The sequence below is a fragment of the Acutalibacter sp. genome, assembly GCF_056800975.1.
This window is the reverse complement of record NZ_JBQISV010000037.1, coordinates 1-21,358: the sequence shown is the minus strand read 5'-3', so window position 1 is coordinate 21,358 and position 21,358 is coordinate 1. Positions and strand designations below refer to the sequence as shown.

Annotated in this window: 19 protein-coding genes, 1 tRNA gene and 1 pseudogene; 18 read left to right on the top strand and 3 right to left on the bottom strand. The window is 61.0% G+C overall.

The annotated features are described in order from the left end of the window. Window positions 1–339 (top strand): annotated as a pseudogene (locus ACTO5E_RS05950) (tyrosine-type recombinase/integrase); the annotation flags it as partial. Between the two features lie 83 nt (window positions 340–422). Here ACTO5E_RS05950 and ACTO5E_RS05945 read toward each other — a convergent pair. Continuing rightward, a tRNA-Met gene (locus ACTO5E_RS05945) sits at window positions 423–499 on the bottom strand. Window positions 500–689: 190 nt separating this feature from the next. On the opposite strand from ACTO5E_RS05945, the gene ACTO5E_RS05940 reads away from it, so the two are divergent. The 9 genes from ACTO5E_RS05940 to ACTO5E_RS05900 all read left to right on the top strand — a co-directional run bounded on the left by ACTO5E_RS05940 (window position 690) and on the right by ACTO5E_RS05900 (window position 10,694). Next, on the top strand, window positions 690–869 hold the full coding sequence (locus tag ACTO5E_RS05940) for a DUF6019 family protein (RefSeq protein ID WP_482302402.1): 180 nt from the start codon (window positions 690–692) through the stop codon (window positions 867–869). Window positions 870–906: 37 nt separating this feature from the next. After that, window positions 907–1,872 (top strand): HPr(Ser) kinase/phosphatase, encoded by a 966-nt coding sequence (hprK, locus tag ACTO5E_RS05935; protein WP_482302401.1) that lies wholly within the window; start codon window positions 907–909, stop codon window positions 1,870–1,872. Between the two features lie 51 nt (window positions 1,873–1,923). Beyond that, a complete protein-coding gene (gene murB, locus ACTO5E_RS05930; RefSeq protein ID WP_482302399.1) occupies window positions 1,924–2,850 on the top strand; it encodes a UDP-N-acetylmuramate dehydrogenase in 927 nt (308 codons plus the stop codon). Between the two features lie 13 nt (window positions 2,851–2,863). Further along, window positions 2,864–3,724 carry an RNase adapter RapZ gene (gene rapZ, locus ACTO5E_RS05925; protein WP_482302398.1) on the top strand — a complete coding sequence of 287 codons (861 nt, stop codon included), beginning with the start codon at window positions 2,864–2,866 and terminating at the stop codon, window positions 3,722–3,724. A 12-nt stretch (window positions 3,725–3,736) separates the two neighbouring features. Beyond that, window positions 3,737–4,333 carry a P-loop nucleotide/nucleoside kinase family protein gene (locus tag ACTO5E_RS05920; RefSeq protein WP_482302396.1) on the top strand — a complete coding sequence of 199 codons (597 nt, stop codon included), beginning with the start codon at window positions 3,737–3,739 and terminating at the stop codon, window positions 4,331–4,333. Between the two features lie 32 nt (window positions 4,334–4,365). Beyond that, window positions 4,366–5,301 (top strand): DNA-binding protein WhiA, encoded by a 936-nt coding sequence (whiA, locus tag ACTO5E_RS05915; protein WP_482302395.1) that lies wholly within the window; start codon window positions 4,366–4,368, stop codon window positions 5,299–5,301. Between the two features lie 14 nt (window positions 5,302–5,315). After that, complete coding sequence (locus ACTO5E_RS05910) at window positions 5,316–8,849, top strand: DNA polymerase III subunit alpha (RefSeq protein WP_482302394.1); 3,534 nt, start codon at window positions 5,316–5,318, stop codon at window positions 8,847–8,849. A 144-nt stretch (window positions 8,850–8,993) separates the two neighbouring features. Continuing rightward, window positions 8,994–9,962, top strand: coding sequence for a 6-phosphofructokinase (gene pfkA, locus ACTO5E_RS05905; protein ID WP_482302393.1), 969 nt, complete (start codon window positions 8,994–8,996; stop codon window positions 9,960–9,962). A gap of 195 nt (window positions 9,963–10,157) precedes the next feature. Continuing rightward, window positions 10,158–10,694 carry a hypothetical protein gene (locus tag ACTO5E_RS05900; RefSeq protein ID WP_482302391.1) on the top strand — a complete coding sequence of 179 codons (537 nt, stop codon included), beginning with the start codon at window positions 10,158–10,160 and terminating at the stop codon, window positions 10,692–10,694. 69 nt (window positions 10,695–10,763) lie between these two features. On the opposite strand, the gene ACTO5E_RS05895 is transcribed toward ACTO5E_RS05900, so the two are convergent. Beyond that, window positions 10,764–11,150: a putative ABC transporter permease gene (locus tag ACTO5E_RS05895; protein ID WP_482302389.1), complete on the bottom strand. Its 387-nt coding sequence runs from the start codon at window positions 11,148–11,150 to the stop codon at window positions 10,764–10,766. Between the two features lie 180 nt (window positions 11,151–11,330). Between ACTO5E_RS05895 and galE the strand changes: the two genes are divergently transcribed. From galE to ACTO5E_RS05855, 8 genes are all read left to right on the top strand, one after another. Continuing rightward, window positions 11,331–12,353, top strand: a complete 1,023-nt coding sequence (gene galE / locus ACTO5E_RS05890) for a UDP-glucose 4-epimerase GalE (RefSeq protein WP_482302388.1) — start codon at window positions 11,331–11,333, stop codon at window positions 12,351–12,353. Continuing rightward, window positions 12,337–12,912, top strand: coding sequence for a Maf family protein (locus ACTO5E_RS05885; RefSeq protein ID WP_482302386.1), 576 nt, complete (start codon window positions 12,337–12,339; stop codon window positions 12,910–12,912). The genes galE and ACTO5E_RS05885 overlap by 17 nt, the downstream gene beginning before the upstream one ends. Before the next feature lie 195 nt (window positions 12,913–13,107). Next, window positions 13,108–13,767, top strand: a complete 660-nt coding sequence (locus ACTO5E_RS05880; protein WP_482302384.1) for a sporulation protein YunB — start codon at window positions 13,108–13,110, stop codon at window positions 13,765–13,767. 20 nt (window positions 13,768–13,787) lie between these two features. Continuing rightward, window positions 13,788–15,824: an NAD-dependent DNA ligase LigA gene (gene ligA / locus ACTO5E_RS05875; RefSeq protein WP_482302383.1), complete on the top strand. Its 2,037-nt coding sequence runs from the start codon at window positions 13,788–13,790 to the stop codon at window positions 15,822–15,824. Between the two features lie 37 nt (window positions 15,825–15,861). Beyond that, window positions 15,862–17,097: a galactokinase gene (locus ACTO5E_RS05870; RefSeq protein WP_482302382.1), complete on the top strand. Its 1,236-nt coding sequence runs from the start codon at window positions 15,862–15,864 to the stop codon at window positions 17,095–17,097. Further along, entirely contained in the window at window positions 17,097–17,711 is a 615-nt protein-coding gene (locus ACTO5E_RS05865) for a metalloprotease family protein (RefSeq protein ID WP_482302380.1), read from the top strand. Before ACTO5E_RS05870 ends, ACTO5E_RS05865 begins: the two co-directional genes overlap by 1 nt. Before the next feature lie 217 nt (window positions 17,712–17,928). Then, on the top strand, window positions 17,929–18,828 hold the full coding sequence (locus ACTO5E_RS05860; protein ID WP_482302379.1) for a 4Fe-4S dicluster domain-containing protein: 900 nt from the start codon (window positions 17,929–17,931) through the stop codon (window positions 18,826–18,828). A gap of 721 nt (window positions 18,829–19,549) precedes the next feature. After that, entirely contained in the window at window positions 19,550–19,738 is a 189-nt protein-coding gene (locus tag ACTO5E_RS05855) for a FeoB-associated Cys-rich membrane protein (protein ID WP_482302377.1), read from the top strand. A gap of 146 nt (window positions 19,739–19,884) precedes the next feature. Here ACTO5E_RS05855 and ACTO5E_RS05850 read toward each other — a convergent pair whose 3' ends face one another. After that, a complete protein-coding gene (locus ACTO5E_RS05850) occupies window positions 19,885–21,180 on the bottom strand; it encodes an MFS transporter (RefSeq protein ID WP_482302376.1) in 1,296 nt (431 codons plus the stop codon). Between the last annotated feature and the right edge of the window lie 178 nt (window positions 21,181–21,358).

Sequence of the window (21,358 nt, the reverse complement as noted above, 5' to 3'; positions counted from 1 at the left end):
GGCAGATGCGGTAGAAATTCTCAAAGAACAGAGGAGCAAAGTAGCCGGTGAGTATGTGTTCCCATCGTCCAACGGCGGGCCAATCTCGCCGGATAGTGTCCTTCATATGCTACATCGGGTACTTGAGAGAGCTGGACTACCCAAGATACGGTTTCACGACCTTCGCCACACATTTTCAACATTGGCATTACAAAATGGTGTAGATATCAAGACGGTGTCAGGGAGCTGGGCCACTACAGCGCAGGGTTCACTCTGGACACCTACGCCCACGTCACGACCGCCGCACAAAAAGAAGCGGCCAAGACGATGAGCAACCTCTTGGGGAATAGTATCCGGTAGTTTCAGGCCCTATCCCCGTATGGATCAGACAAGGGAAAACACAAAAGAGAATCCCCAGAACTCCTAGAAGTTCCGGGGAAATTTGGTTGCGGGGACAGGATTTGAACCTGCGACCTTCGGGTTATGAGCCCGACGAGCTACCGAGCTGCTCCACCCCGCGATATTTGTACCGCTCTTGACGACTTTGTTATTATACTACACCCAAAAGAAAATTGCAAGTACTTTTTTCAAATTTTTTCAAAAAGTTTTTTCCGTCAAAGAATTGGGAAAGCCCCTTTCCATCAGGGCCAGGATATGGTATACTATAAGTCTAGCCAAGTCATTGCGGAGAATGGAAGGAAGAAGCATTTATGTTGGACGAGCTGGGCGTCAGCGCGGGTACGGCGCTGGTGGTGCTGACTGCGCTGTATTTCATTGTGAAATGGGCGGTGAAAAACGGCGTGAAGGAGGCCCTGAAGGACTGGAAGCCAGAACGCGGAACCCCCGGCCCCCGGGAGGATGCCGAAGAGGATACCCGGAAGGACGGCTAGACCGGCCGCTTAAAATCATTTGAGAGGATGACAGCATATGACAGAAGAGTATACCCTGCCGCTATCCAAAATTATAGAGAACCAGGGCTTGGAGCCCCTTTACCTGCCCCGGGACCCCAGCCTGATTCTGGTGCGCTCTCGGGACGTGAACCGGCCGGGCTTGGAGCTTAACGGCTTTTGCGACTATTTTGACCCCAACCGCATTGCGATAATCGGCCGCTCGGAGATGGGCATGCTGGACCGCTTCAGCCTGGAGCAGAAGACGGAGGACATTGAACGCTACTTTGCCCTGCACCCGGTGGCGGTGATTCTGGCCCGGGACATCCGCCCCTGGGACGCCATGCTGGAGGCTGCGGAGCGGTACGAAATCCCCCTGCTCTCCTCCCAGGATACCACCTCCAGCGCCCTTGCCAGCCTGGTGGCGTTTTTGAATGTGGAGCTGGCCCCCCGCATCACCCGCCACGGGGTGCTGATGGAGGTCTACGGCGAGGGCATTCTGCTGGTGGGTGACAGCGGCGTGGGCAAGTCTGAGGCCGCGATTGAGCTCATCAAGCGGGGCCACCGGCTGATTGCCGACGACGCTGTGGAGATCCGCCGGGTGTCCAGCATCTCCCTGGTGGGGCAGGCCCCTGAGAATATCCGCCATTTTATTGAGCTGCGAGGCATCGGGGTCATCAATGCCCAGCGCATTTTCGGCACCGGCGCGGTAAAGCCCAGTCAGAAAATTGAGCTGGCTATTAAAATGGAGCCCTGGGACGCCTCAAAGGTCTACGACCGCATGGGCATGGAGAACGCCTTTACTGAGATATTAGGCATTCGGGTGCCGGTTATCACCATTCCCGTAAAGCCCGGGCGAAATCTGGCGGTGATTATCGAGGTGGCCGCCATGAACAACCGGCAGAAGAAGATGGGCTACAACGCTGCCCATGAGCTGCTGAGCAACATGGGCGTGGATATGGACGGCATGGACGGGGATACGGTGCAGATGGACCTGGATATCTGACGTCGGCCGGGCATATGATAGAAAAAGGACAGCACAGAGAGGAGGCTGCTTATGGGAGCGGTGAGGGATTACAGGGTTGTGGACCGGACAGCGGCAGCGTTGGGCTGCAGCTGCCGGGCGGAGGAGCCTCTGGCCCCGCGCACGACCTTTCAGATCGGCGGACCGGCGGACCGGCTGATCACGGTGGAGACCAGCGCCCAGCTGGAGGGCCTGCTGCCGGTGCTGGCAGAGGAGGACATCCCTGTGCTGCTGCTGGGCCGGGGCTCCAACCTGCTGGTGGGGGACAGGGGCTTTCGGGGGGCGGCGTTGTGCCTTGCTGGGCAGTTCCGCCAGGTAGCTCTGCTGCCGGACGGGGTGACCCTGCGGGCCGGGGCGGGAGCGTCTTTGGCCTCTGCCTGCGCCTTTGCCCGGGAAAAGGCCCTTACCGGCCTGGAATTCGCCTGGGGCATCCCGGGCTCGGTGGGGGGCGCGGTGTATATGAACGCCGGGGCCTATGGGGGCGAAATCAAGGACGTGGCCGTCAGGGTCCTTCATGTGGACAGAAAGGGCGTTCCCGGAGAGTACACAGGCGCCGAACTGGCCTTTTCCTACCGCCGCAGCCCTTACACCGGGTCCGGCAAGGCCATCACCTTTGCCGAGTTCCGGCTGTCCCCGGGAGACCCGGAGGCAGTGGCCGGAAGAATGGAGGAGCTGATGGCCCGCCGCAAGGCCAAGCAGCCCTACGACATGCCCAGCGCGGGCAGCGTGTTCAAGCGGCCTGCCGTGGGCTATGCGGCGGCGCTCATTGACCAGTGCGGGCTGAAGGGCCGGTCTGTGGGCGGGGCGCAGGTCAGCGAAAAGCACGGGGGCTTTATTGTCAACACCGGCGGGGCCACCTGCCGGGACGTGCTGGCGTTGATGGAGCTGATTCAGGATACCGTGCGCCGGCAGACCGGCACGGAGCTAGAGCCTGAGGTCCGGGTGACCGGGGAAGGGTAAGGAGGAACAGGGAATGGAATTTGTGGTGGTAACGGGCCTTTCCGGGGCAGGAAAGACCCAGGCCATGCACTCAATGGAGGACATCGGCTTTTTTTGTGTGGACAATCTGCCCCCGGCGCTGATCCCTGTGTTTTACGATCTGTGCCTCAAGTCGGAGAGCGCGATGGACCGGGTGGCGGTAGTGACGGACACCCGGGGCGGCGAGCTGTTCAAATCCTTTTTCACGGCAATGGAGTCGCTGAAAATGGAGGACAAATCTTACCGCATCCTGTTTCTGGACGCCTCTGACGGCATTCTGGTGCGGCGTTTTAAAGAGACCCGGCGCAAGCACCCTCTTTCAGACGACCTGGGGGGCTCTTTAGAGCAGGCCGTACGTCTGGAAAGAGAGATGCTGCGGCCGGTGCGGGAGAGCGCGGACTTTGTCATTGACACGGCCAGCCTGTCCCCAGCCCAGCTGAAGGGGCGCATTGCCGAGCTGTTCCTCACCAGCGCCAGCGACTCGCTGGCCGTGCACTGCATCAGCTTTGGCTTCAAGTTCGGCATTCCGATGGAGGCCGACCTGGTGCTGGATGTGCGCTGTCTGCCCAATCCCTTTTACGACCAGCAGCTGCGCCCCAAAACCGGCCTGGACCCGGCAGTGCGGGACTATGTGATGGAAAATGAGGAGACCCGGGGCTTTTTGAGCCGCTACACCGCCCTGCTGGACTATCTGCTGCCCCTCTACGCGAAAGAGGGCAAAAGCCAGCTGGTGGTGGCTATGGGCTGCACCGGCGGGCATCACCGGTCTGTGGCCCTGGCCCAGTACACCTGCGACTACCTGTGCGGCAAGGGTGTAAAGGCCAGCGTCACCCACCGGGACATACAGAGAGGATAGGAGGGAGCCGGAATGAACAGCGTCTGCGTGCTGGTGGCGGGTATGCCCGCCTCGGGCAAAAGCCGCATGGCCCGGGAGCTCTCTGCCCGGCTGGGCCTGCCCATGCTCTCGAAGGACGATATCAAGGAGCTTTTGTACGACACGGTGGGCTTTCGCAGCCGGGAGGAAAAGGTGGCCCTGGGCGTGGGAGCGATGGAGGCCATGTACTACGCCGCCCGGCAGGTGCTGGGCCAGGAGTCCTCGGTAATTTTGGAGAATAATTTTGAAGACGCCTCTCTGCCGGGCCTGAGAGCGCTGCTGGCCGGCTGTCATGCCAGGCCGGTGACCGTTATGCTCACCGGGGAGCCAGAGGCCGTTTACCAACGTTTTGTGGCCCGGGACCAGTCCCCGGAACGCCACAGAGGGCATGTGGTGAACACTTGCTACCCCGAGCCAAAGGGAGAGCGGCCGGTCTGTCCGCCCATTACCCTGGAGCAGTTTGTGTCAGGCTTTACCGCCCGGGGCATGGCCCGGTTTGACATAGGCGGGCCCCGGGTCACGGTGGACGTGACGGAGCTTGCCAAAATCAATTATGACGCGGTGGCGGAGCAGGTGCGGCGGCACCTGTAAAGCGGTAGAGTTTACAGGCGAGGGTGGGGTATATGTCGTTTACCGCACAAATTAAAGGGGAGCTGTGCAGGCAGGAGCTTCACAGGCCCTGCTGCCTGCGGGGGGAATGCTATGGGCTGTGGCTGTTCTCCCGGTGCTTTTCTGTAAAGGAGAACACATTTACAACCGAGAACGCCCCTGCGGCCCGCCGGATGCTGGAGCTGGCGGCGGCAGGGGCAGGCGTCTCCGGCCAGCTGAGCTATGGGGTGAGCCGGAGAAAACGCCCGGCCTACCGGGTGAGCCTGCCTGAGGAGCAGGAGCGTCTGCGGCTGTTGGAGGCCTTTGGGCACACCGGGCGGGAGCCCAATCTGCGAATCAACCGGGCCGCGCTGGAGGGAGACTGCTGTCAGGCGGCGTTCCTTCGGGGGGCCTTTTTGGCCTGCGGCACAGTCAGCGACCCCAACAAGGGCTATCATCTGGAATTCGCCGCCTCCTACAAAAACCTGGCCGGAGACCTGTATACCCTGCTGGGAGAGGCCGGAGGCCTGGGCATTGGCCCGGCGGTGGTGCGCCGTTCTGGGGGGTACGGGGTGTATTTGAAGGACAGCGCCCAGATTGAGGACCTGCTCACCTATCTGGGCGCTGCCGGGGCCTCGATGGAGCTGATGCAGGTGAAGATGCTGAAGGAGGCCCGGAACAATATCAACCGCAAAACCAATTTTGAGACCGCAAACATGGATAAGACCTACTCTGCCGCTGCCCGGCAGATTGCCGCCATTGCCGCCATCAGCGACTGCCGGGGGCTGGCCAGTCTGCCCGACGGCCTGCGGGAGCTGGCGGAGCTGCGGCTCAGCGACCCGGAGCTGACTCTGCGGGAGCTGGGCCAGTGTCTGGGGGTCAGCCGCAGCGGGGTGAACCGCAGGCTGCAAAAGCTGGTGGAGCTGGGGGAGGCTATCATCGCGGAAAAGGGCGTTGACGGAATTATGTAAAGCGTCTGTAAGTTATGTCGACAGAAAGGGGTGAGCCTGTGGCCTTTGTCCACCTGCATGTGCACACCGAATACAGCCTGCTGGACGGCGCCTGCCGCATAGAACGCCTGCTGGACAAGGCCCAGGCCCTGGGCCACGAGGCGGTAGCCATCACCGACCACGGCAATATGTACGGCGTCATCGACTTCTACAAGGCGGCGAAGCAGCGGGGGGTCAAGCCCATCATCGGCTGCGAGGTGTATGTGGCCAAGCGCACCCGGTTCGACAAGGTTCATGAGCTTGACGGGGAGAACCGCCACCTGGTGCTGCTGTGCGAGAACGACGCCGGCTACCGCAACCTGGCCGCAATGGTGTCTAGGGCCTGGACCGAGGGCTTTTACAACCGCCCCCGGGTGGACTTTGCTCTGCTGAAGCAGTACCATGAGGGCCTGATTGCTCTGTCCGCCTGCGTCTCGGGAGAAATTCCCCGGGCCTTGCTCCGGGGGGACTACCAGGGGGCCAAAGAGGCCGCTTTGCGCTACCGGGAGATTTTTGGTCCTGAGAACTTCTTTTTGGAGCTGCAGGACCACGGCCTTAGCGATGAAAAGCTGGTCAACCCGGGCCTGCTCCGCCTCTCGGAGGAGACGGGCGTCCCCCTGGTGTGCACCAACGACTGCCACTATATTGACCCTGAGGACCAGGAGATGCACCGGGTGCTCATGTGCATCCAGACCGGCCGGACAGTGGAGGAGAAGGGTGGGCTGGACTTTGGCTCTGGCGAACTCTATTTCAAGACAGAGGAGGAGATGCGCCGGCTGTTCCCCCAGCACCCGGAGGCAGCGGACAACACGGCTGCCATAGCCCGGCGCTGCAATGTAGAGTTTGAGTTCGGCAAAACCAAGCTGCCCCGGTTCGACACCCCGGACGGCAGTCCCAATCAGGCGTTTTTTGAGCGTATCTGCCGGGAGGGCCTGAAGGAACGCTACGGAGAGCAGCCCTCTCCGGCGCTGCTTCAGCGTCTGCGGTATGAAATAGACACCATTTCTCAAATGGGTTATGTCAACTACTATCTCATTGTCTGGGACTTCATCCGCTACGCCAGAAGCGTGGGCATTCCCGTGGGGCCGGGCCGGGGGTCCGGCGTGGGGAGCCTGGCGGCCTACTGCGTGGGCATCACCAATGTGGACCCTGTCCGCTATCAGCTGCTGTTCGAGCGTTTTCTGAATCCCGAGCGGGTGAGTATGCCGGACTTTGACGTGGACTTCAGCGACGAGCGGCGGGACGAGATTATCGACTATGTGCTGGACAAGTATGGCGCGGACCATGTGGCCCAGATTGTCACCTTTGGCACGATGGCCGCTCGGGGGGCCATCCGGGACGTGGGCCGGGCCATGGCCGTACCCTACGGCAAGGTGGACCAGGTGGCGAAGCTGGTGCCCATGGAGCTGGGCATGACCCTGGAAAAGGCTCTGTCCCAGTCTTCCGCTTTCCGGGAGCTGTGCGCCGGCGACAGCCAGGTGAAGGCCCTGGTGGCTATGGCCCGGAAGGTGGAGGGCATGCCCCGCCATGCCAGCACCCATGCGGCTGGGGTGGTCATCACCGACCGGCCGGTGATGGAGTATGTGCCCCTGGCCCGCAACGACAATGTGACTGTCACCCAATTCACCATGACCGCCATTGAGGAGCTGGGCCTGCTGAAAATGGACTTTCTGGGCCTGCGCAACCTGTCGGTGATTGACAACGCCCAAAAGCTCATTCAAAAGAAGGAGCCGGGCTTTGCCATGTCCGCTGTACCCGAGGACGACCGGGAGACCTTTGCCATGCTGGCGGCGGGGCACACCTCCGGGGTGTTCCAGTTCGAGTCGGCGGGCATGACCCGGCTGCTAGTCCAGTCTCAGGCAGACTGCATTGAAGACCTGATTGCCATCATCTCTCTTTACCGGCCCGGCCCCATGCAGTTTATCCCCATGTATCTGGAAAACCGCCGGGACCCCAGCCGGGTGCGGTATCAGCACGAGCGGCTGCGGCCTATTCTGGAGGTGACCTTTGGGTGCATCATCTACCAGGAGCAGGTGATGCAGATTTTCCGGGAGCTGGCGGGCTACTCTTTGGGCCGGGCCGATATCGTCCGCCGGGCCATGTCCAAAAAGAAGCATGATGTACTGGAACGGGAGAAGCAGATTTTTATCCACGGCCAGCAGCGGGAGGACGGCAGCTGGGAGGTGGAGGGCTGCGTCAACCGGGGGGTGGGCCAGGCAGTGGCCGAGGAGCTATTCAAGGAGATTCAGGACTTTGCCTCATACGCCTTCAACAAGTCCCACGCAGCGGCCTATGCGGTGGTGGCCTATCAGACCGCCTGGCTGAAGTGCCACTACCCCCAGGAGTACATGGCCGCGCTGCTTTCCAGCGTGCTGGGCTTTGGGGGCAAGGTGGCGGAATATACCGAGGAGTGCCGCCGCCTGGGGCTGCAGGTGCTGCCTCCCCATGTCAACTACAGCGGCACAGGGTTCACTGTGGACGGCAGGAGCCTGCGGTTTGGGCTGGCGGCGGTGAAAAACCTGGGCCGGGGGGTCATTGGCCGCATGGTGCAGGAGCGTCAGGGGGGCGGGCCCTTTGTTTCCTTTTACGACTTCTGCCGCCGGATGCAGGGCAAGGACATGAACCGCCGCGCCGTGGAGAGCCTGGTGAAGTGCGGCGCTTTAGACGGCCTGGGCCATAACCGCCGGGAGCTGCTGCTGGGGGTGGAGACTGTGCTGGAAAGCCTGGAAGGGGACCGCCGCCGGAACGTGGAGGGCCAGCTGGGCTTTTTTGACGCCCCGGAGGCAGGGGGGGAGGACCTGGGCCCGGAGCTGACCCCGGCGGAGGACTTCTCTCACATGGACAAGCTGGCTATGGAGAAGGAGGTCACCGGCATGTACCTGACCGGCCACCCAATGGAGGCCTTTGCGGCGCAGTTTGCCGCCGGCGGCTATGCCCGCACCGCCGACGTGCTGCTCAGCGCAGAGGGCGAGGGGGAGGGCGCGGGCGTTCTCTACCAGGACGGCCAGCGGGTGGCCATGCTGGGCATGATTACCGGCATACGCCGGAAGGCCACCCGTTCCGGCATGCAAATGGCCTTTGTGACTTTGGAGGACATGGTTGGCGCCATTCAGCTGCTGGTGTTCCCCCGGGTGTTGGAGGAGCAGGGAGAGGTCCTGCGGGAGGGGGCGGTGATTGAGGCGGTAGGCCGGCTGAGCTTTCAGGAGGAGAAGGAGCCTGAGCTGCTCTGCGACCACCTGGGCCCGCCCCGGCAGCGGGAGGGCCCTGCCCCCAACAGCGGGCGCAAGGGGAGCAGCCGGCCGGGGCTCTACCTGCGGCTGGACTCTCAGGAGGACCCCCGCCGCCGCAAGGCCATGCAGTATGCCGCCATTTTTGAGGGGGGCAGCAACGACCTCTATCTCTATTTCAAGGACACAGGGAAGCTGTGCCGGGCCCCGGCCTCTCAGCGGCTGGACGTGAGCCGGCAGCTGCTTCGGGCATTGGAGCAGCTGCTGGGCCGGGAAAACATCAGATATGTGCCGCGCCCCTGAATATATGGCGGCGAAAAACCCCCTTCGGGCCGCAAAATATTCCCAACCCCCTTGATAATTCCCGAAAATTTGTTATAATTGGAATATAAGTCTGTAATCATCCCCGGGCTGAGGCAGCGCCGGGCAAAGTTGGAGGTAACAAATATGGGAGCCAAAACAATAGCAGTACTGACCAGCGGGGGCGACGCCCCCGGCATGAACGCCGCGGTCCGGGCGGTGGTCCGCAGCGCCCACTCCTTTGGTATGAAGGTGTACGGCGTTATGCGGGGCTATAACGGCCTGATCAACGGCGACGTGAAGGAAATGAACATGCGCAGCGTCTCCGATATCATCCAGCACGGCGGCACCGCTCTGTTCACTGCCCGCAGCCCTGAGTTCAACACCCCCGAGGGTGTGAAGAAGGCCGCGGACTTCTGCCGGGAAAAGGGCATTGAGGGCGTGGTGGTTATTGGCGGCGACGGGTCCTTCCGGGGGGCCAGGGACCTGTGCGGGGAGGGCATCTCCTGCATCGGCGTGCCCGGCACCATTGACAACGACATTGCCTGCACCGACTACACCATTGGCTATGACACTGCCCTGAACACCGCAATGGAGATGATCGACCGCATCCGCGACACCACCGAGTCCCACGACCGGTGCAGCGTGGTAGAGGTCATGGGCCGGCGCTGCGGAGACATTGCCCTGCACACCAGCATTGCCGTGGGCGCAATGACCACTTTGGTGCCCGAGGTGCCCTACGACTTCCAGCGGGACATTGTGGACCGGATGAAGGCCGCCCAGCAGACAGGCAAGCGGCACTACATCATTGTGGTGGCCGAGGGCGTGGGCCACACCCAGGAGCTCACGGAGCGCATTCAGGCCGCTACCGGCATCGAGAGCCGGGCCACGGTGCTGGGCCATGTCCAGCGGGGCGGCTCTCCCACTCTGCGGGACCGTGTGGTGGCCAGCCGCATGGGCTTCCACGCGGTGGAACTGCTCCACAATGGCGCGTCCAACCGGGTGGTGGCCCTTAAGGGCGAGCAGGTGGTGGACTTTGACATCACTGAGGCCCTGAACATGCCCCGCATCTTTGACGAGAACCTGTACCGGGTCTCTGCCCGGCTGTCTATTTAAGCTCCGGCATACTTAGAGCCTGTACCGATCAGCTTTGTGCCAGGGCGATGGAGCAAAATTTTGTGGATATCACTGGTGCAATGTCCAATCAGTACAGGTTGACCGCTCTTGGGTTCATAAAGGGACCGGCGCTCACGGAACATCCTTCCGGCGGGGGCCGGTCCCTTTGGCAGCTCTGATTGGAGGAGGGGGAAAATGAAAGCCTTTGACCAGCTTGTTCTGGTGAATTACTGTCATCCCGGCTGCGTCCCCCTGAAGAACATCATGCGCCTGCCAGAGGCACAGGCCTTTCAGCTGGCCCAAAGGCTGGCAGAGGAGCACCCGGAGACCACTGCCTTTTACCGTTTTGCGGACTTTGCCAACTACTACGCCCTGCGAAAGGCCCAGGACGCGGCTCTCTACCAGCGCTTTCTCCTGCTGGGCGGCAGGCCGGAGGAGGCGCATCCCCTGTCCTTTGTGGTGGAGGGCAGCGCGTATCTTCGCGGCTGGTTTGGAAACGGACCGGAAACACAGCTGCCGTTAAAGGATATTGCCCCCTGGCACATCAGCTTTACAGTGGGCGACAGCGGCGCGGCATTCCAGAAAAACGGGACGGTGGAGCTGCTCGATGTCAACGGCCTGCGCCAGTTGCTGGAGGAGAACGGCGGCAGTCTTGCGCAGGTTCTCCGCCATACCGGCTACCACTATGTAGAGGCGCAGCTGTGGTGTGACATATATCTGAAGCAAGCCTGAGCGGATATCGCAAAAAGGACAAGGCACTCCCCCGGGGACGCCTTGTCCTTTTTATCTTGCACCGCATCGTCAAGCGTCCGCCTCCTGGGCGCGTCCGCACAGCCGGCACAGGGCCATAGCGGGCAGGGTCAGCCCAAACCACAGCAGGGAATAGGGCAGGCAGACCTGGCCCATCAGGTTCAGGGGCATTTTCGAGTAGTCCCACACCCGCAGCCCCAGGCCGGTGTTGACAATCAGCCCTGCCGCCAGCTCTACCCCGGTGATGAGCCCCGCCCCGGCCAGGCACCGGGCGAACAGGCTTTTGTGCCTCAGCCGCCCGCAGCATACCCAGTCAATCAGGCACAGACAAACGCCCCCCGCCAGGGCCATAGAGCAGTGGGTTTCTCCCCGCCAGGCCATCTCTAAAGTGGGGTAGGCGCAGCTGCCGGTGAGAAACAGCATCCCGTCTTTGTTCATGAATTTTTCCTCCTTGCGCGTCTGTGGCTATTATCTGCTTTTTCATGCAAACTATTTTGAGCAATTCCTGGATTATCTTGAGCAGTTTCCGAAAAATCCTTGTTTTTTCCGAAAGGATTGCCTATAATATTTGCAACGGGGAGCTCCCCGGATCATAAACAGAGAAAGGCGGGGTCAGTTATGAAAATTCTTGTTACCGGCGGCGCGGGGTACATTGGCAGCCATACTACGGTGACGCTTTTGCAGCAGGGGCATGAGGTGGTTATTGTAGACAATCTCTGCAACAGCAAAAAGGCGGCGGTGCGGCGCATTGAGGAGATTACAGGCAAAGCTGCCGCGTTTTATGAGTGCGACGTCCGGGACGAGGCCAAGCTGCGGGAGGTCTTTCAGAAGGAGCAGCCCCAGGCTGTCATCCACTTTGCCGGGCTCAAGGCTGTGGGCGAGTCGGTGGCCAAGCCCCTGGAGTATTACGACAACAACATCGGCTCTACGCTGGTGCTGTTGAAGGTCATGGGGGAGCAGGGAGTCAACAACATTATTTTCAGCTCCTCGGCCACGGTGTACGGCGAGCCTGCCACAGTGCCCATCAAAGAGGACTTCCCCCTGCCCACCAGCGCCAACTGCCCCTATGGCAACACCAAGCTGATGATTGAGCACATTCTCACCGACTATGTCCACGCCCACCCGGCGTTCAGCGTGGTGCTGCTGCGCTACTTCAACCCGGTGGGGGCCCATGAGAGCGGCCTGCTGGGAGAGGACCCCAACGGCATTCCCAACAACCTGGCCCCCTATATTGCCCAGACCGTGGTGGGCAAGCTGGAAAAGGTCCATGTCTTTGGCAACGACTACCCCACCCCCGACGGCACGGGCGTGCGGGACTATATCCATGTGGTGGACCTGGCCGAGGGCCACGCCGCCGCACTGCAGTTGTTCCAGGGCAGTCCCTGCGGGCTGAAGGTCTATAACCTGGGCACCGGCAGGGGCGCTTCGGTGCTGGAAATGCTGGCAGCCTTCTCCAAAGCCGCAGGCAAGGAGATTCCCTATGTCATCGACCCCCGCCGCCCCGGCGACATTCCCACCTGCTATGCAGACTGCTCCCTGGCCAAAAAGGAGCTGGGCTGGGAGGCGAGAAAGTCGGTGGACGACATGTGCGCCGACACCCTGCGCTGGCAGAGGATGAACCCCAATGGCTTTGAGGATTGAGGAAACCATTATTCTGGCCTCCCAGTCTCCCAGCCGCAGAATGCTGTTGGAGCAGGCCGGGGTGGACATGGAGGTGTTGGTCTCCGGCGCGGACGAGACTGTGCCCCAGGACTTCACCCCCGCCCAGACCGTGGAGTGTCTGGCGGAGCGCAAGGCCCGGGCCATAGAGCCCCAGAGCGGCGGCAGGCCCATTATTGGGGCAGACTCTGTGGTGAGCATTGACGGCGTCATTATCGGCAAGCCAGAGAATGATGAGGCGGCAAGGGCCACCCTGCGGCGGCTTTCCGGCCGTACCCATAAGCTGTATACCGGGGTCTGCCTGCTGGCCCGGGGCCAGAGCCAGGTATTTCACCAAGTGACAGAGGTGACCTTCTACCCCTTGACCGAGGGGGAGATTGCCGAATATGTGGCTATGGGAGAGTCCACTGGCCGGGCCGGAGGCTATGGCATCGAGGGGGTGGGGGTTATGCTGGTGCGGGAGATCAAAGGCGACTACCCCAACATTGTAGGCCTGCCCGTGGCCGAAACCCTCCGCCGCTTACGCGATATGCTGAAATAAAAACCGGGCGGCTCATCTGCCGCAGCCGCTGAAAACAGGCGGAGCCCAGCGGGCTGGGCTTCTTCGGGCAGCGTGGGAGGCGGGCCTCTGATCCCTCAAAAGCCCGAAGCGCGCCGTCCTATTAACAGCTGCTTAGACCAAAACCTATTGGCACAACACAGCCCCCATGCGTATGATAGGCATGGGGGTGATGCCATGAAAAAACGAAGATACATACCCAAAGGACGCCTGAGCCGCCGGCCCTTCCGTTGGAGCCGGGCCCGGGGGCTACTGGTCATTCTGGCGGTGCTGGTGTTGGGCGCAACGGCTCTTTCCGAGCTGGCCCTTTCCGCTGTTACGCCGGCGCTGACCCAGGAGGCCGCCCGGGGCTATATGCTGGACTGCGTGGCAGAAGCAGTGGAGGCCGAGCTTGAGGCTGACCCCGCCCCCTTTGTCACCGTGGAGCGGGAGCCTGCCGGGCAGGTGGCCCTGCTCAGCGCTGACCCGGAGCGGCTGAACCGGCTGCGGGCCGGGGTGCTGGAACGGCTGTCCCACAGCCTGCGGGGCCAGGTGACGGTGTATGTGCCTGTGGGCAGTCTGACCGGCGTGGGGCTGTTCAATGGCCGCGGCTTTCCGGTGCCGGTGCGGCTGCGGTTAGAGGGTTCGGCAGAGGCGGAGTTTGCCACCGACCTGCTCAGCGCCGGGGTCAACCAGACCTGCCACCGGCTGACCTTGACCGTGCGGGCCCGGGCCTATTCCCAGTCCCGGCGGTTCGAGACCTCGGCGGAGACTGAGAGCGTCACCGTGCTGGCAGAGACCGTGGTGGTGGGCGAGGTGCCCGAGCTGGTGGCCGGAGCCACAAAAATAAATGGATAACAGAAAATAATGGGGGAGCTATGGACAGAAAAGCCGCGGAACAGGAATTGCAGGCCCTGCGAGAGCAGGTGCGCTACCACAGTGAGAAATACTACACGGAGGACGCTCCGGAGATCAGCGATTTTGAATTCGACCAGCTCTACCGCAGATTGGAGGAGCTGGAAGCCCGGTTTCCTGAGCTGATTACCGAGGACTCGCCCACCCAGCGGGTTGGGGGCGCAGTGTACAACAGCTTCGCCCCTGTAACCCACCAGGTGCCTCTGGAAAGCCTCCACGACTCCTTTTCAGAGGAGGAGCTTTGGGACTTTGACCGCCGGGTCCGGGAGGCGGTGGCAGAACCGGAGTATGTGGTAGAGCCCAAATTCGACGGCCTCTCTGTGGCCCTGGAATATGTGGACGGAGTATTTACCCGGGGCTCTACCCGGGGCGATGGCGTCACCGGAGAGGATGTGACAGAGAACATCCGCACCATCCGCACTGTGCCCCGGCAGCTGACAGAGCCTGTCCCCTTCCTGGAGGTCCGGGGAGAGGTGTATTTGTCCGAGTCCGGCTTTCAGCGGCTGTGCCAGCGCCAGGAGCTGCTGGAGGAGAAGCCCTTTAAAAACCCCCGCAACGCCGCCGCTGGCTCCCTGCGGCAAAAGGACCCCCGGGTCACCGCTGGCCGGGAGCTGGATATTTTTGTGTTCAACGTCCAGCAGGTCCGGGGGGAGGACCTGACCAGCCACAGCATTTCTCTGGAAAGACTAAAGGCTTTGGGCTTTACCGTACCCCCCGCCTATTTTGTCAGCCGGGACATGGAGCAGGTGATTGGCTTTATTCAGGAGCTGGGGGAAAAAAGGGGGGAGCTGGACTTTCCCATTGACGGCGCAGTTGTAAAGGTAAACAGCTTTGCACAGCGGGAGGAGCTGGGCAGCACCGCCAAATTCCCCCGCTGGGCCGAGGCGTTCAAGTATCCCCCGGAGGAAAAGGAGACCACCCTGGTTGACATTGAGGTGAACGTGGGCCGCACTGGGGTGCTTACCCCCACCGGGGTGTTTGAGCCCGTGACCTTAGCGGGCACCACAGTAAGCCGGGCCACTTTACACAATCAGGACTTCATCACAGAGAAGGATGTGCGGGTGGGCTCCCGGGTGGTGCTGCGCAAGGCCGGGGAGATCATCCCCGAGGTGGTGGCAGTGGTGGAGAACCCGGAGGGCACAGAGCCTTTCACCCTGCCCCAGCGCTGCCCCTCCTGCGGCCAGCAGGTATACCGGGAGGAGGGGGAGGCGGCAACCCGCTGCGTCAACCCCCAGTGCCCGGCCCAGCTGCTGCGGCATCTCATCCACTTTGCCAGCCGGGACGCTATGGACATTGACGGCCTGGGCCCGGCCCTGTTGGAGCAGCTGACCCGAGAGGGCCTGGTCCATTCCCCGGCAGACCTGTACGCCCTGGATGAGGAACGCCTGGCGGGCTTGGAGCGCATGGGTAAAAAGTCTGCGGCAAACCTGCTGGCAGCGCTGGAAAAGTCGAAAGGCAATGACCTTTACAGGCTGGTCTTTGCCCTGGGCATTCCCCACATTGGGGCTAAGGCGGCCCAGCTGCTGTGCGGACACTTTCCTGACATGGAGGCCCTGATTCAGGCGGCGGGAGAGGTCCCGGCCAGGGGCTCGGAGGATGAGGAGAAGAACGCCGCCAAAACCCGGCTGGCTCAGATTGAGGGCATTGGCGTGGACATGACCCTGTCCATCCGGGACTTTTTCCAGCAGGAGGTGGTTCTTGCGCTGGTCCGCCGGTTGGGGGAGTTGGGCGTCAACATGAAAGCTTTTCAGCAGGAGGAAAAGGGCTCTCTGCTGGCAGGCAAAACCTTTGTGCTTACCGGCACCCTGCCCAGTCTGAGCCGCAAAGAGGCCACAGAGCTCATTCAGAAGCAGGGCGGCAAGGTGACGGGCTCTGTGTCCAAAAAGACCAGCTATCTGCTGGCAGGGGCGGACCCGGGGAGCAAGCTGGACAAAGCCAACAGCCTGGGCGTTCCTGTGCTCAGTGAGGAGGAACTGCTGCAGCTGCTGGATTCACAATAACAACAAACAGGATATTTTTTCAAATGGAGGAAATACTATGACAGTCAACAGGAAGGACCTGTATGGCCCCGACTGCCAGGAGCAGGCGGCGCGCTACGAGAAAATACGCGCGGGTTTTATCGAGACCTTTGGCGACGACCAGGGAACTGCCTTTTTCAGCGCCCCGGGCCGCACGGAGATTGGCGGCAACCACACAGACCACAACCACGGCCGGGTGGTGGCCGCTGCCATTGACCTGGACATTGTGGGCCTGGCCCGCAAAACAGAGGACGGCCTGGCCCGCCTGCGCTCGGTGGAATATCCCCGCATGGACCAGGTGGACCTGGCGGACCTGAAGCCCCGCCGGGAGAACAGCGGCTCTCAGGCCATTATCCGGGGCATTTGCGCCCGGTGCAAGGAGCTGGGCTACCAGGTGGGAGGCTTTGAGTGCTTCACCCAGACCCGGGTGCTCAAGGGCTCCGGCCTGTCCAGCTCTGCGGCCTTTGAGATTCTGGTGGTGACGGTAATCAGCCATCTGTACAATGACGGAAAGATTGACCCGGTAGAGGCGGCAAAGATTGCCCAGTACGCTGAGAATGTGTACTTTGGCAAGCCCTCTGGCCTGCTGGACCAGATGGGCAGCTCTATGGGCAGCGTTACCGCGATGGACTTTGCCGACCCGGAAAAGCCCCAGGTAGAGAACGTGAGCTTTAACCTGAAGTCTTACGGCCATGTGCTGTGCGTGGTGGACACTGGCGGCAACCACGCGGACCTGACCCCGGACTACGCCGCCATTCCCCAGGAAATGAAAGCAGTGGCTAAGGTGTTTGGCAAGGAGTTTCTGCGGGATGTGAACGAGCGGGACTTCTACAATGACCTCAATCAGGTCCGCAAGGCTGCCGGCGACCGGGCTGTGCTGCGGGCCATGCATTTCTTCGACGACGACCGGCTGGCCCATGAGGAGGCCGAAGCCCTGAAACGGGGAGACTTTGCCAGCTTCCTGCAAATGGTGAATCAGTCTGGCAAGTCCTCCCAGCAGCGGCTGCAGAATGTGTATTCTCCCGCCCATCCTGAGGAGCAGGGCATCCCCCTGGCCCTTACCATCTCCGAGGCCCTGCTGCAGGGCCGGGGCGCCTGCCGGGTCCACGGGGGCGGCTTTGCAGGCACCATTCAGGCTTATGTGCCCGAGGACCTGCTGGACAGCTACCGGGCCGGGATGGAGAAGGTATTCGGCCAGGGCAGCTGCTATGTGCTCACAGTGCGCAGCTGCGGCGGCGTAAAGGTGGAGCTGTAATGCCAAAAGTCAAGTGGCTGGGCATGGTTCAGAACACCCGGCCCCCTTGCCAGCAGGGAGAGCTTCCGGCAGGAGCGCAGCTGCTGAAGCTGCCCGGTTCTGCCGGTGGGCTGCAAAGGAGGGCGGCAGTGCTGCTGCCCCTTCCCCTGGCCGTGGTTTTTGGGGTAATGCTGGGCAAAACATATGGCTGCGGACAGATACCGGTCACTCCGCTGGGGATTGGGTTAGGCGTGTGCCTGGAAATTCCGGCATTGGCGCTGCACGAGCTGCTCCATGCGCTCCCCTACCCCAAAGACGCGCAGGTCGGCATTGGCTTTTACCCTAAGGCTTTGGCAGCAGTGGCATTGGTCTCCTACCCGCTTTCCCGCAGAAGATTTGTGCTGATGTCCCTTCTACCCTTTCTGCTGGGAGCCCTGCCGCTGCTGTTGTTTTTGCTGGCTCCTGTGGACTGGCGGGGGCTGAACGGCTTTCTGTTCGGCTTTGGGGCGATGGGCTTGGTAAGCCCCTATCCAGACCTCTACCTGGTGGCTCAGGCGCTGAGGCAGACGTCAAAGGGGTGCTGTCTGCAATTTGTAGGCGATGGCTTATACAGTCTGCCTTGCAACAGAGAATAGCTGGCGGCAGGCAAATTCAGAATAGAAGCAGCGCCGCGCAGAGGCTGGTCCTTGCGCGGTGCTGCCTCTGTCGTCAGTGCAGCCTCATCGGCGTCTATCGACCTTTGGGAGCGTTTACTATAAAAGCAGCGCAGGCCGCTGAAATCCTGTTGACTTTTTTGCCTTGAAATGCTATGCTTGATAGCAAGGAATCACACAATGAAGGGAAACTGAAAATATGCTGCATGAGACAAAAAAAGCCTCCGTCCCTATGGAGGAGATTACCCGGGTAAAGGGTCTGGGCTTTTTGTGGGACAAGACCACACCCGACTGCTTCAACGGCCGGGTCATCACCCGCAACGGTAAAATGACCGCCCAGGAGCTGGCCGCTGTGGCTGAGGCCGCAGAGCGGTTCGGCAACGGCCAGGTCACCCTCACGGTCCGTCTGACTGCCGAGATTCAGCATGTGCCCTTTGAGAACATTGAGCCCCTGCGGAGCTTCCTGCAGGAGCATGGCCTGGAAACCGGCGGCACCGGAGCAAAGGTGCGCCCGGTGGTCTCCTGCAAGGGCACCACCTGCCAGTATGGGCTCATCGACACCTTTGCCTTGTCTGAGAAGATTCACGAGAGATTTTATAAGGGCTGGCACGATGTGAAGCTGCCCCATAAGTTCAAAATCGCTGTGGGCGGCTGTCCGAACAACTGTGTCAAGCCAGACCTGAACGACCTGGGCATTGTGGGCCAGCGGGCGCCCGTGGTGGACCTGGAAAAGTGCCGGGGCTGCAAGGTGTGTCAGATTGCAAAAAACTGCCCCATGCATGTGCCTACTGTGGAGAACGGCAAGGTCATCATTGACGACGCCCAGTGCAACCACTGCGGCCGCTGCCTGAGCAAATGCCCCTTTCATGCCTTTGAGGAGTATGTGCCGGGCTATAAGGTCTATATCGGCGGACGCTGGGGCAAAAAGGTGGCCCAGGGCCGGTTTTTGGACAAGCTGCTCACCAGCGAGGAGGAGGTCATGGAGGTAATCGAGAGGGCAATCGCTCTGTTCCGGGACCAGGGACAGCAGGGAGAACGCTTCTCCGACACCATTGCCCGTCTGGGCTTTGAGGAGGTTCAGAGGCAGCTGGTCGGCTGACGTTCCGGCCAACCGGCTGACGTTCCGGTCAACCGGCTGACCGTTCCGGTCAACCGGCGCGGTTTGGTTGAAAAAGAAGCCCGGCCAGGCGCATGGATGCCTGGCTGGGCTCCTTTTTTTAAAAATATGGCAGGTTACCTCTTGACAAGCAATGGTTATTAGTGTAAACTAATTACACGGATTAGGAGAAACTAACAGCGGGGTCAAAACACTGTCATGTCAACCAAAAGAGAAGCCGGCAGCAAACCATAGCCATAGGGTGGGCCTTATTTGGGTGACGCACCTGGGTAACACGGTCGGCATACTTTATGGGTAGAGCCAGACTTGCGGCCCTGCTCTTTGAGAACAGCCCCTTTGATATGGCAGAGAACAAAAGCCTTACCCCGGCTTTCGGCAACCAACGGGAGCACCCAGCTCACGCGAGAGCAAGCCTAACTGCCAGCAGCCGGTAGGCGACGCTTTGCCGACCCGCGAATCGGGTGCAGCGTCACGCTACCGCGAGTCGGGAGCACCTAGCGAGCGCGAGAGCAAGCCTAACTGTTAGCAGCCGGTAGGCGACGCTTTGCCGACCCGCGAATCGGGTGCAGCGTCACGCTGCACGGGAGCACCCAGCTCACGCGGGAGCAAGCCCGACTGCCAGCAGCCGGTAGGCGACGCTTTGCCGGCTCGCGAATTGGGTGCAGCGTCACGCTGCCCTGGGAGAAAATGAGGAGGTCTTTTTATGATGCTGTTAACGGCGGCGGTTCATGTGCCCACTGTGGCCCTTGCGGCGGTGATTGCTCTGATCTTTGCCGCGATAGTGGTCCGCTGGGTCCGGCGGAGAAGAAGGGGAGAGAGCGGCTGCGGCTGTAGCTGCCCGGGCTGTCCCCATCGCGCACAGTGCCACAAAAGTCCGGAAAAGAAGGACTGACACGAACCGCGCGGGAAAAGCCCAAATAAAAAGCCTCCCTTTACCCGAGGGAAGCTTTTTACATGCACAGAGAAATCCTTATTGCTGGACATAGGAAGAAGACAGCGGGGGGGAAGGGGGCGAATCTTTGTCATGCGGCCCGGCGGCTATTGACTGTCTGGGCTTGCCTCATGATGGGTTCGCCCCAAAATACAGGAAAAAATCAAGCAGACCAAAACCCCTGCCAGCCCCAGTACAAAGAACAACGCTGCTGCGCCAGAGCCCTTGCCCAGGCCGAACAGGAGGGCAGGGAGGCTGTCCTGAGAAACCGAGGCCATCAGCGGCTCAAAGACCTGGTCTACCAGCAGCCCGCCCAAAAAGTAGCCCAGGGGTATGGTGAAAAACTGCAATGTGTTGCGGCAGGAGAACACCCGCCCCTGCATGTCTACGGGAATGGCGGACCGAAAAATAACGTCCATATTGGCGTTCATCAGGGGGATTGGCAGCCAGCCCAGAACAGCCCCCACACACCAGGCCCAGGGGGTGCGCCCGAAGGCCAGCAGAAAATTTTCTGTGCTCATAGACAGCAGCAGAGAGCCACAGATGGCCCGTACCCGGTTCTTTGGCGAGGGCAGCAGAGTGGCAATTACCCCGCCAACCAGGGATGCCCCGCCGGTTACAGCGTTCACCAGGCCCAGCACGGTCTCGCCGCCGTTTGCGCGGCTGAGCAGCATGGCGGGCAGCGCGGCGTTATAAGCCGAGGCCACCAGGTTGATAAAAGCCAGAAAAAGGATGAGGTTTAAAATCAGCCGGTTGGCTCCCACCCAAGCCAGCCCGGACTTTGCCGCTGTCAGCAGCTTTTCTCGGGGCTTGTCCTCAGTAGAAGCCTCTGGGACAGGAATAAAGAACAGAAGACTGACAAAAGCAATGGCAAAGGTAGCCAGGTCAACGGCAATCACTGCCTCCATGCCAAAAAATCCGAACAGGGCCGAGGCAATGACCGGGTGCAGAATAGTGTTCAGCGACGACGAAAAGGACCGCAGGCCGCTGGTTTTCTGGTAGTACCTTTTGGGGACCAGCAGCGTGGCCGCCACATCGCTGGCAGGCTGCTGCACGGTGTTCATCAAGCCGTTTATGGCATTGAGCCCATACAAATGCCAGGGCTCCAGCTGGCCGGTTTTCAGCAGGACCAGCACCGCAACCGTGCCCATAGCGGCCAGCAGGTCGCACACCAGCATGGTGCGCTTTTTGTTCCAGCGGTCGCTGAGCGCCCCGGCAAAAATGCTAACAAGCACATAAGGCGCGTAGGAACAAATGGAGAGCAGGGCGGTTTCCAGCGCAGAGCCCCTTTGCCGGTAGAGCCACAAAATCAGGGCATAGCCGGTCATGGCGCTGCCCAGAGCAGAGAGCGACTGGGTGCTCCACAACAGTAGGTAGGGCTTTAGAGATTGATATTTTTTCATTTGACTTTGCTCCTTTGATTGTAATAAAAATCAAATAAGCAAAGCCTGAGGACGGACAGGGCGCGGCCCCTTAGCCTCTATGCTCCATGCAGTGTCCTCAAGCCTTGCATGGAGCGGCGGCAATACAGAGCGGCAAAGAAATGTTATGCATCATGTCCTCCCTCATCATGGTCTGAAT

Coding starts and splice junctions, on each gene's coding strand:
- ACTO5E_RS05940 (WP_482302402.1), top strand. CDS start 690: ATGTTGGACGAGCTGGGCGTCAGCGCGGGTACGGCGCTGGTGGTGCTG.
- hprK (WP_482302401.1), top strand. CDS start 907: ATGACAGAAGAGTATACCCTGCCGCTATCCAAAATTATAGAGAACCAG.
- murB (WP_482302399.1), top strand. CDS start 1,924: ATGGGAGCGGTGAGGGATTACAGGGTTGTGGACCGGACAGCGGCAGCG.
- rapZ (WP_482302398.1), top strand. CDS start 2,864: ATGGAATTTGTGGTGGTAACGGGCCTTTCCGGGGCAGGAAAGACCCAG.
- ACTO5E_RS05920 (WP_482302396.1), top strand. CDS start 3,737: ATGAACAGCGTCTGCGTGCTGGTGGCGGGTATGCCCGCCTCGGGCAAA.
- whiA (WP_482302395.1), top strand. CDS start 4,366: ATGTCGTTTACCGCACAAATTAAAGGGGAGCTGTGCAGGCAGGAGCTT.
- ACTO5E_RS05910 (WP_482302394.1), top strand. CDS start 5,316: ATGTCGACAGAAAGGGGTGAGCCTGTGGCCTTTGTCCACCTGCATGTG.
- pfkA (WP_482302393.1), top strand. CDS start 8,994: ATGGGAGCCAAAACAATAGCAGTACTGACCAGCGGGGGCGACGCCCCC.
- ACTO5E_RS05900 (WP_482302391.1), top strand. CDS start 10,158: ATGAAAGCCTTTGACCAGCTTGTTCTGGTGAATTACTGTCATCCCGGC.
- ACTO5E_RS05895 (WP_482302389.1), bottom strand. CDS start 11,150: ATGAACAAAGACGGGATGCTGTTTCTCACCGGCAGCTGCGCCTACCCC.
- galE (WP_482302388.1), top strand. CDS start 11,331: ATGAAAATTCTTGTTACCGGCGGCGCGGGGTACATTGGCAGCCATACT.
- ACTO5E_RS05885 (WP_482302386.1), top strand. CDS start 12,337: ATGGCTTTGAGGATTGAGGAAACCATTATTCTGGCCTCCCAGTCTCCC.
- ACTO5E_RS05880 (WP_482302384.1), top strand. CDS start 13,108: ATGAAAAAACGAAGATACATACCCAAAGGACGCCTGAGCCGCCGGCCC.
- ligA (WP_482302383.1), top strand. CDS start 13,788: ATGGACAGAAAAGCCGCGGAACAGGAATTGCAGGCCCTGCGAGAGCAG.
- ACTO5E_RS05870 (WP_482302382.1), top strand. CDS start 15,862: ATGACAGTCAACAGGAAGGACCTGTATGGCCCCGACTGCCAGGAGCAG.
- ACTO5E_RS05865 (WP_482302380.1), top strand. CDS start 17,097: ATGCCAAAAGTCAAGTGGCTGGGCATGGTTCAGAACACCCGGCCCCCT.
- ACTO5E_RS05860 (WP_482302379.1), top strand. CDS start 17,929: ATGCTGCATGAGACAAAAAAAGCCTCCGTCCCTATGGAGGAGATTACC.
- ACTO5E_RS05855 (WP_482302377.1), top strand. CDS start 19,550: ATGATGCTGTTAACGGCGGCGGTTCATGTGCCCACTGTGGCCCTTGCG.
- ACTO5E_RS05850 (WP_482302376.1), bottom strand. CDS start 21,180: ATGAAAAAATATCAATCTCTAAAGCCCTACCTACTGTTGTGGAGCACC.